9 protein-coding genes are annotated in these 9578 nt (G+C 62.5%); 7 read left to right on the top strand and 2 right to left on the bottom strand.

Translation table 11 applies throughout. The features are described 5' to 3' along the window. The 7 genes from GCT13_RS29495 to GCT13_RS29465 form a co-directional block, all read left to right on the top strand. Positions 1-464 (top strand): FAD-binding protein (locus tag GCT13_RS29495; RefSeq protein ID WP_193727788.1); only part of this gene is annotated, 464 nt, incomplete at its 5' end. Next, complete coding sequence (locus tag GCT13_RS29490) at positions 461-1240, top strand: electron transfer flavoprotein subunit beta/FixA family protein (RefSeq protein ID WP_152764105.1); 780 nt, start codon at positions 461-463, stop codon at positions 1238-1240. The genes GCT13_RS29495 and GCT13_RS29490, both read left to right, overlap by 4 nt. 39 nt (positions 1241-1279) lie before the next feature. Next, a complete protein-coding gene (locus GCT13_RS29485) occupies positions 1280-2560 on the top strand; it encodes an aromatic ring-hydroxylating oxygenase subunit alpha (protein ID WP_152764103.1) in 1281 nt (426 codons plus the stop codon). 60 nt (positions 2561-2620) lie between these two features. Beyond that, positions 2621-3790, top strand: coding sequence for a hybrid-cluster NAD(P)-dependent oxidoreductase (locus GCT13_RS29480; RefSeq protein WP_152764101.1), 1170 nt, complete (start codon positions 2621-2623; stop codon positions 3788-3790). 535 nt (positions 3791-4325) lie between these two features. Next, a complete protein-coding gene (locus GCT13_RS29475) occupies positions 4326-4673 on the top strand; it encodes a hypothetical protein (protein ID WP_152764099.1) in 348 nt (115 codons plus the stop codon). An 83-nt stretch (positions 4674-4756) separates the two neighbouring features. Further along, entirely contained in the window at positions 4757-5620 is an 864-nt protein-coding gene (locus GCT13_RS29470) for a glycine betaine ABC transporter substrate-binding protein (RefSeq protein WP_152764097.1), read from the top strand. 135 nt (positions 5621-5755) lie between these two features. Next, complete coding sequence (locus GCT13_RS29465) at positions 5756-7411, top strand: APC family permease (protein WP_152764095.1); 1656 nt, start codon at positions 5756-5758, stop codon at positions 7409-7411. Between the two features lie 112 nt (positions 7412-7523). On the opposite strand, the gene purU is transcribed toward GCT13_RS29465, so the two are convergent. Continuing rightward, positions 7524-8408 (bottom strand): formyltetrahydrofolate deformylase, encoded by an 885-nt coding sequence (gene purU, locus GCT13_RS29460; protein ID WP_152764093.1) that lies wholly within the window; start codon positions 8406-8408, stop codon positions 7524-7526. 150 nt (positions 8409-8558) lie between these two features. Further along, positions 8559-9485, bottom strand: coding sequence for a choline sulfate utilization transcriptional regulator (locus GCT13_RS29455; RefSeq protein ID WP_152764091.1), 927 nt, complete (start codon positions 9483-9485; stop codon positions 8559-8561). Positions 9486-9578: the final 93 nt, after the last annotated feature.

Below are 9578 nucleotides of genomic sequence, written 5' to 3'. Positions count from 1 at the left end.
GCGATCTCGGCATCGAGGAAATAGACGCCGCGCAGGTCGCGCTCGAAGAAGCGGACTTCATCGTATCGGCGGGCAACGGCGTCAACGACGTCGCTGCGTTCGAGAAGCTCGCGAGCACGTTCGGCGCGGCGATTGGCGCGAGCCGTGTCGCCGTCGACAACGGCATGTTCACGCGCGACAAGCAGATCGGCGCGACGGGCAAGACGGTCGAGGCGAGCGTTTATATCGCGTTCGGCATTTCGGGCGCGGTGCAGCACCTGCAGGGCATCAAGGATTGCCGCCATGTGATCGCGGTGAATCTGGACGGCAGCGCGCCCATCGCAAAGCGCGCGAACCTCACGATCATCGGCGATACGCAAGCGACCATCGCGTCGCTGATCGACGAGATCGATCGCGCGCGGGCCGCGCGTTCCGCTGCCGCTGCGCCCGCTATGAAGCCCATCGTCGAAGGAGTCGCGGCATGAACGGCAAGCTCGAAAAAATCGCGGTGCTCGTGTCGGTCGGCAAGCATCCTGTGAGCGGCGTCGCGCGCTATAGCCGTAACGATGCCGCCGCGCTCGAAATCGGCCGTCAACTGTCTGGCCAGCACGCCGCGCATCTCGACGTGCTGCACGCGGGCGATCCGGGTAATCCCGCACTCGAAGAGTATCTGGCGCTGGGCGCCGAGCGCGTCGAAGTGCTGACGTGCGGCGACAACGACGATGCCGTGAGCGCGCTCGCCGCTCGCCTGAAGGGCTACGACCTCGTGCTGACGGGCACCTGCGCGGAGGGCGCGTTCGACAGCGGCATGCTGCCTTACCGGCTTGCGGACGCGCTCGCGTATCCGCTCGTCGGCACCGCCGTCGACGTGACGGTGGCGGGCGGACGCGCGACCGTGCGGCAATTCTTGCCGAAAGGCGTGCGCCGCCGCGTGGAAGTCACGCTGCCCGCTGTCGTCGCCGTGCATCCGCTCGCAACCGTCACGCCGCGCTATGCGTACGCGCGGCTGCGCGCGGGCACGATCCAGCCGCAGCGTGCGCAAGCAGGCGCCGACGCGGAAGCCGCGCAATGGACAGTCGCGCCCGTTACGCGCAAACCGGTGCGCCTCGCCGCCGCCGAGAAGCGCTCGGGCCATGCCCGCATGCTGTCCGCGACGACGACGGAAAGTCGTGGCGGAAGCGTCGTAATTGAAGGGACTTCGGTCGAAAAAGCACAAGTGATACTCGGCTATTTGCGCGAGCATCAACTCATCGATTACTGATTTGCGCCGCACCACACGGCCTCGCACCCCGGAGCACACATGAAAGTATCGGCAGACATTCGCGCGCTGGTCGATCGGCGCAAGAAGGGTTACAGCCTCGAAGCACCGTTCTATCTGAGCGACGAGATCTTCTCGCTCGATATGGACGCGATCTTCCGCCAGCACTGGATTCAGGTCGCCGTCGAGCCGGATGTTCCCGAGCCGGGCGACTATGTCACCGTCGAACTCGGCAACGATTCGATCCTGATCGTGCGCGACGACGACATGCAGGTGCGCGCGTTCCATAACGTGTGCCGCCATCGCGGCGCGCGCCTGTGCAACGAGGACAAGGGTTCCGTCGGCAACATCGTTTGCCCTTATCACAGCTGGACGTACAGCCTGACGGGCGACCTGATGTTCGCCGAGCACATGGGCGAGCAGTTCGACCGCTGCAAGCACAGCTTGAAGAGCGTGCACGTCGAGAACCTCGCGGGTCTGATCTTCGTGTGCCTCGCCGACAAGCCGCCCGTCGATTTCGCCGTGATGCGCGCGGCGATGGAGCCGTATCTGCTGCCGCACGATCTGCCGAACTGCAAGATCGCCGCGCAGATCGACATCATCGAAAAGGGCAACTGGAAGCTCACGATGGAGAACAACCGCGAGTGCTACCACTGCGTCGCGAACCATCCCGAGCTGACCATTTCGCTCTACGAGTACGGCTTCGGCTATCAGCGCTCACCCGCCAACGCGGAAGGCATGGATGCGTTCGAGCGCACCTGCATCGAGCGCGCGAAGCAGTGGGAAGAATTGAATCTGCCTTCTCTGGAAATCGACCGTCTGCTGGACGTGACGGGTTTCCGCACGCAGCGCTTGCCGCTCGATCGCAGCGGCGAATCGCAGACGCTCGATGCGAAGGTTGCGTCGAAGATGCTGCTCGGCGAATTCGAGCAGGCGGACCTGGGCGGCCTGTCTTTCTGGACGCAGCCGAATTCATGGCATCACTTCATGAGCGATCACATCGTGACGTTCTCGGTGATTCCGCTGTCGGCGGGCGAGACGCTCGTGCGCACGAAGTGGCTCGTGCACAAGGATGCGCAAGAGGGCGTCGATTACGACGTGAAGAACCTCACGGCCGTGTGGAACGCGACCAACGATCAGGACCGCGCGCTCGTCGAGTTCTCGCAGCGCGGCGCGTCGAGCAGCGCGTACGAGCCGGGCCCGTATTCGCCGTACACGGAAGGGCTCGTCGAGAAGTTCAGCGACTGGTATGTGCAGCGCCTCGCCGCGCACATCGATGATTCCGCTTCGGAACAGCGCACGATCAACATCAAGGCCGTCTAAGGCATTGAACCGGGCTTTGAAAAAAACCAACGGGATGCCTGGCGGCAAGTGGAGCAAGCAATGATGCGCGATGCAGCAACCTTCGAACCGGCCGAAAGCCGTGTGACGAAGCCTGAATTCTGGAGCGCGTTGCCGGCGCGCTGGACGAGCGATGTCGAGGAAACGCTCGTCTGCTGCCAGGTTCGCCAGGAAACGCATGACGTGAAGAGCTTTTTCTTCCGTTCGCCGGAAGGTCGTGCGTTCATGTTCGAGCCGGGACAGTTCATCACGCTCGAACTCGATATCGAAGGCGAGACGATCAACCGCTGCTACACGATCTCGTCTTCGCCGACGCGCCCGCACACCATTTCGATCACCGTGAAGCGCGTGCCGGGCGGCAAGGTGTCGAACTGGCTGCATGACAACCTGCACGCGGGCGCGCGCGTACGCGTGCTCGGTCCGGCGGGCGAGTTCACGTGTGCGCGGCATCCGGCGCGCAAGTATCTGTTTCTGTCGGCGGGCTCGGGCATCACGCCGCTGATGTCGATGAGCCGCGCGCATCACGAGTTGAGTGAAGACCGCGACATCGTGTTCGTGCACAGCGCGCGCACACCCGACGACATCATCTTCTCGCGCGAGCTCGATCTGATCGCGGCGAATCAGGCCAATTTCAGAACGTCGTTCGTCTGCGAACGAATCGGCAATCGCACGAACTGGCCCGGCATCACCGGCTTTCTGACGCTGCCGCTGCTCAAGCTGATCGCACCGGACTTCATGGAGCGCGAGATTTTCACGTGCGGCCCTGCGCCGTACATGAAGGCCGTGCGCGATCTGCTCGACGAAGCGGGCTTCGATCGCAAGCAGTATCACGAAGAGAGCTTCTCGTTTGAAACGCTGATCGAAAACGAACCGGATGTCGCGGCAGAAGTACTCGAAGCGGAAGAGAAAGCGGGCGCGAATGGACTGAATGGTACGGCTGACGGCACGCAGACTTTCGCGGTGAGCTTCTCGCGCAGCAACCGTACGATCGAGTGTGCTTCGTCACAGCATGTCCTCGACGCCGCGCGGCAGTCGGGTGTCCGTTTGCCGGCATCGTGCACGCAAGGCATGTGCGGCACGTGCAAGGTGAAGCTCGTGTCAGGCCAGGTGGACATGAAACACAACGGCGGCATCCGTCAGCGCGAGATCGATCAGGGGATGGTGCTGTTGTGTTGCAGCAAGCCGTTGAGTGATCTCATTGTGGATAAGTAGTGTTTTTTGTCTGCGACGCTGTTTTGCCCTTATCGCGGGCATCCGTGATGCGGTGGTTCGCTTTGCCCTTATCACGGGCATCCGCGATGCGGTTTGTGTCTGCGACGTTTTTTTATTGTGGTGCTTTTGCCTTTGCGTTGGCATCCGCGATGCGCCTCGCGGCGCGGGCGTTGCCCCTGTGCGGGGCGGCACCTACTTTTCTTTGCCGCCGCAAAGAAAAGTAGGCAAAAGAAAGCGGGCTAACACCGCCAGTGCTTGACGATTACCCACGGGCTCTCAACGTCCCCGTGGTTTACGCGACAGTGTTCTCGCTGATGTTCGTTGCCAACGCTCCGGCTAAACGCATGACCCGCTTCATACACGCGCGGTACAGCTAAGGGTATCGAACGTTTCAGCGCCGCATGTCGGTAGTGAATGAGGTTGCTGTGTCGTGCAGGACGCCGCCCGCACCTGTAGCCGCGTCGCGTAGCGAGGGTGTTCTGTGCGGCGCGAATGCCTACACACAGTTTGCCGCAAGAGGGCGCGGGAATGTTCGATGTCGCGGGCCGCGATGCAGGTGCATGAAGCAGGTGAGGCCTTGAATAAACGCGCTGGCAACGCGCATGAGATGTCACGCTGCCGCATGAAGGATGGGGACGTTGAGAGCCCGTGGGTAATCGTCAAGCACTGGCGGTGTGAGCCCGCTTTCTTTGCTTACTTTCTTTGCGGCGGCAAAGAAAGTGAGTGCCGCCCCGCACAGGGGCAACGCCCGCGCCGCGAGGCGCAATCGCGGATGCCCGCGATAAGGGCAAAGCAAACCACCGCATCGCGGATGCCCGCGATAAGGGCAAAGCAAACCAGCGTCGCAGACAAAAAAAAGAATACGTCGCATACAGACAAGTAAACGTCGCAAAGCCGACCACCTCATGCATTCTGGTTGGCGATTCTAAAAGCTATACCGCGCGTGCGGACACAAGGAGATCGACCATGAAGTACCTGAAGAAGCTGATGTTGTGCGGGGCGCTGATCGCAACGATGAGCGCCATCGGAACGGCAGCCGCCGACACCAAGCCGACGATCAAGATCGGCTACGTCGAGGGCTGGGACGACAGCGTTGCGACATCGAACGTTGCCGCGCAGATCATCGAGAAGCGCCTGGGTTATCCCGTACAGCTCGTGCCCGTCGCAGCGGGCATCATGTGGCAGGGCGTCGCGCGCGGCGACCTCGACGCGACGCTGTCCGCGTGGCTGCCCATCACGCATGGTGCCTATTGGGATCAGTTCAAGGGCAAGGTGCAGGACCTGGGCGCCAACTATACGGATGCGAAGATCGGCCTGATCGTGCCCGCCGACGTGCCGGAGAAGAGCATCTCCGATCTCGAAGCGCACAAGGCGGACTTCGGTGGACGTATCGTCGGCATCGACGCGGGCGCGGGCGTGATGAAGAAAACATCGGATGCGATCAAGGCCTACAACCTCGATTATCAGCTGATGCCGAGCTCGGGCAGTGCAATGACCGCGGAACTCGCGCGCTCGATGAATGCCAATAAACCTGTGATCGTCACGGGGTGGATACCGCACTGGATGTTCGCAAAGTGGAAGCTGAAGTTCCTCGAAGACCCGAAGAAGGTGTATGGCGAAGCCGAGCATGTCGATAGCGTCGTCAATCCGGGTCTCGATACAAAGGCTCCTCAAGTGGTCGCGTTTCTGAAGAAATTTCAATGGAAGCCGGGCGAAATCGACAGCGTGATGCTGGCGACGGAGAACGGCGCGAAGCCTGCCGACGCAGCCGGATCGTGGATCGCCGCACACGGCGACCGCGTGAACAGCTGGCTGGGCGGAGCACAATGACCGTCCTTCTCTAACGCGTTCTGACGAGCGTTTCAAGGTGATGCGGATGCGCTGCGCGCGCATTCGCATCGCTGATGTTTTATCCGGTTGTTTGTGTTCCAGCCAGCGCGCAGGCCCCTATAAAGGAGACTCTGGATGGATCAGACAGGACTGCGCACGCGCAGTATCGAAGGCGCAGCAGACGGCGCCGCACATGAAGGCCATTCGCTGCAACGCGGCCTAACATGGAAAGACGCGTTCTGGGTGACGAGTGGCGTGCCGGGCGGCGTGCTGTTCACGATCGGCGGCGTATCGGCGACTATAGGTCAACCGGCATGGGCGATCTGGGTCGCGGCGATCCTGATGGGCCTCATTCAAAGCGCCACTTACGCCGAAATTTCGGGGCTTTTTCCGCACAAATCGGGCGGCGCATCCGTGTATGGCGCGATGGCCTGGGTGCGCTACAGCAAGACCATCGCACCCGTGTCGGTGTGGTGCAACTGGCTCGCGTGGTCGCCGATGCTGGCATTGGGCACCGGGCTCGCCGCCAATTACGCGCTCTCGAGTCTCTATGCACCCGATGCAGCGATCAACACGTGGCGTCTGACGCTGCTCGATCTCGGCTTCATCAAGCAGGGGCTTTCGCTGCGCATCAATGCGACGTTCATCGTCGCGGCGATCTTTCTGCTCATCACGTTCAAGCTTCAGCATAGCGGCGCATCGAAGGCCGCGAAGACGCAGCGCATTCTAGGCATCGCGTCGCTAGCGCCGCTGCTGATCGTCGGCATCGTGCCGTTCGTGACGGGCGATGTGCCCGCTGCGCATCTGTGGCCGTTGATGCCACTCGGGCACGACGCACAGGGCAATCTCACGGCATCGACGTTCGGCTCGTGGAACGGCTCGGGCATCACGATGGCGTTCGGCGCGATGTTCATGGCGGGCTGGGCCGCGTACGGCTTCGAAACGGCTGTCTGCTATACGCGCGAGTTCCGCAATCCACGCACCGATACCGTGAAGGCGATCTTCTGGTCCGGCATGGCCTGCCTGCTCGTGATGACGCTCGTGCCGCTCGCGTTCCAGGGCGTGCTGGGCACGAAGGGCATGCTCGATCCGAAGATCGCGGACGGCACGGGCGTAGCCGCGGCGATGGCGCATATGGTCGGCGGCGGCGCGATCGTGTTCGACGTGGTCGTGATCATGCTGATACTGACGATCCTGCTGATCGTGATGACGTCAATGATGGGCTCGTCGCGCACGCTGTATCAGGCATCCGTCGACGGCTGGCTGCCGAAATACCTGTCGCACGTCAACGAGCACGGCGCGCCGACGCGTGCAATGTGGACCGACCTCGGCTTCAATCTGGTCCTGCTGCTGATGTCGGATTACATGACCGTGCTGTCGATCTCGAACGTCTGCTACATGATCTTCGTGTTTCTGAACCTGCAATCGGGCTGGATTCACCGGCTCGATCGCGCGGACGCGGACCGTCCGTTCCGCTGCCCGACGTGGCTGCTCGCAGCGGGCGCACTGTGCGGCTATCTGGATCTCGCGTTTATCGGCGCAGGCGCGGATCTGCAGGGCGTGGGCACGATGCGCAATGGTCTGATCGCGATGCTGCTGATCGTGCCCGTGTTCATGTTCCGCCATTACTGGCAGGATCGCGGGCGTTTTCCGGCGCGTATGGCGCAGGACATGGAGTGGCGGGGCGGCGTGCGGCCCGCTGGCCTGCGCGGCTTGCTGCCGTATGGCGCGTTGTTGCTCGCGGTCTTCGTCGTGTGGTTCTCGCACTACCTCGCGAAACCGTTCTTCTGATTCTTTAACGTCAATTGGCCGCCGCGTCTGCGATTGCAACGCGGCGGCTTTTGCTTTTTGGTGCGCTTTTTTCGAAAGCGTTTAAAGCACTTTAAAGGACTTTAAAGGACCTTTAAAGCACGACGGTTCTGTCGCCATTGATGAACACGCGCCGCTCGACGGACGCCTTCACGGCGCGCGCGAGCGTAATGCACTCGACGTCGCGCCCCACGGCGAGCATGCGCTCCGGTCCGTACGAGTGATCGACGCGCTGCACTTCCTGTTCGATGATGGGGCCCTCGTCGAGATCGTCGGTGACGAAGTGCGCCGTCGCGCCGATCAGCTTGACGCCGCGCGCATGCGCCTGGTGATACGGCCGCGCGCCCTTGAAGCCGGGCAGGAACGAGTGATGGATATTGATCGCGCGGCCCGCGAGCTTGCGGCTCGTTTCATCGGACAAGATCTGCATGTAGCGCGCGAGAATCATCAACTCGGCGCCTGACGATTCGAACAGATCGAGAATTTGCGCTTCCTGTTGCGCACGCGTGTCGGCCGACACGGGGAAATGATGGAAGGGCAGGCCGTGCTGTACTGCAAGCGGCCCGAAGTCGGGATGATTCGACGCAATGCCGACGATGTCCATCTTCAGCTCGCCCATGCGCCAGCGGAACAACAGATCGGCGAGACAGTGCTCCAGTTTCGACACCATGATCAGTACCTTGGGCCGCGCGTCGAGATCGTGCATCGACCATGTCATGTCGAAATCGGCGGCAATCGGGTGAAACTCGCTGCGCAACGTGTCGATCTGCAATGCGGACATCGTCGCGCTCTCGCTCGCTACGCCATGAAACACGCAGCGCACAAAAAAGCGCGAGCTGATGTCGTCGTCGAATACGGTCAGCTCGTCGATATAACAATGGTGCCGATCGAGAAAGCCGACGACGGCGGCGACCTGGCCGGCAGCGCTCGGGCACGAAAGGGTCAGCGCGAACTGTTTGGGGCGATCGGTGGCGGGCATGCGAGTCCTCTGTATTTCGATGTGGGATTCCCGCATGGCCGTGCCAAACGTCGTGCAGCGCATCGCGGCGCGGCAAGCGGGATGATCAAGTAAATCAGCCCAATTTGCGCGCGCATAGAACCGATGCGCCGTGCTCGTAGTATCGGAGCGTCAGGCGTGAGCGTGCTCGATCGCGTGGAGCAGTTCGTCGAACAGCCAGCGCCGGAAAAGCGGCACGGCGGCGGGCGCGGGTCGGCTGGGCGGGCAGACGAGGTAGTAGCCACGCTCCGTGGTGACGGGCGTCTCCAGCAGGCGCACGAGCTGGCCGGATGCGACGAGCTCGTCGGTGAGGGGCGTCCAGCCGAGCGCGACGCCCTGGCCCATCAGCGCGGCCTGCACGACGAGCGAGTAGCTGTTGAACATCATGCCCTGGCTTTGTTCCGGCGCGGTCAGGCCGTAAGCAGCGAACCACGTATGCCACGCGAGCCAGCGTTCGGGTTCGGTGGGCTGCACGTGCAGCAGCGGCAGGTCCGCGAGATCTTCAGCGCACATGACCGGCCGGTGCGCGTCGCGAAACGCGGGCGAGCAGACGGGTGTGACCGCTTCGGGAAAAAGGCGCGTCGACGTGCATGGCGGCCAATGGCCGTCGCCGAACGCGATCGCGATGTCGGCGTGATCGCGGTGCGGGTCGTAGCCGAGTTGCGACGTGACGATCTTCACGTTGACGCCGGGCATCGACGTGTTCAGCCGCGCGAGACGCGGCATTAGCCAATAGGTCGCGAAGCCCGCATCGGTGAGGATCGTCAACGAGCCTGTGGCGCGGCGCGCGCGTATGTCGGCCGTCGCTTCGCGGATCGTGTCGAGGCCGCTGCGCACGGCTTCATATAGCAACGTGCCTTCCGGCGTGAGCGTCACGCCGCGATGGCCGCGCTCGAAGAGCGGTGTGCCGAGTTCTTCTTCGAGCTGCACGATGCGCTGGCTGACGGCAGGCTGCGTCGAGCCGAGTTCGCGCGCGGCGGCCGTGAAGCTCGCGAGGCGCGCGGCCGATTCGAATGCCGTGAGCGTCTGCATCGGTGGAAGGCGGTCTGGTCCCGGCATAACATTCCCTTATGGGCCGATAAGCGTGCGCCGCCTTCACAACGTTTTAATGAGCGGCAATAGTGACGTGCATGCGGCGAGTCATTACGTTAA

The organism is Paraburkholderia franconis, from assembly GCF_009362735.1.
Lineage (GTDB): Bacteria > Pseudomonadota > Gammaproteobacteria > Burkholderiales > Burkholderiaceae > Paraburkholderia > Paraburkholderia franconis.
The sequence above is the reverse complement of the archived record's forward strand: the minus strand, read 5'-3'. Positions and strand labels throughout refer to the sequence as shown.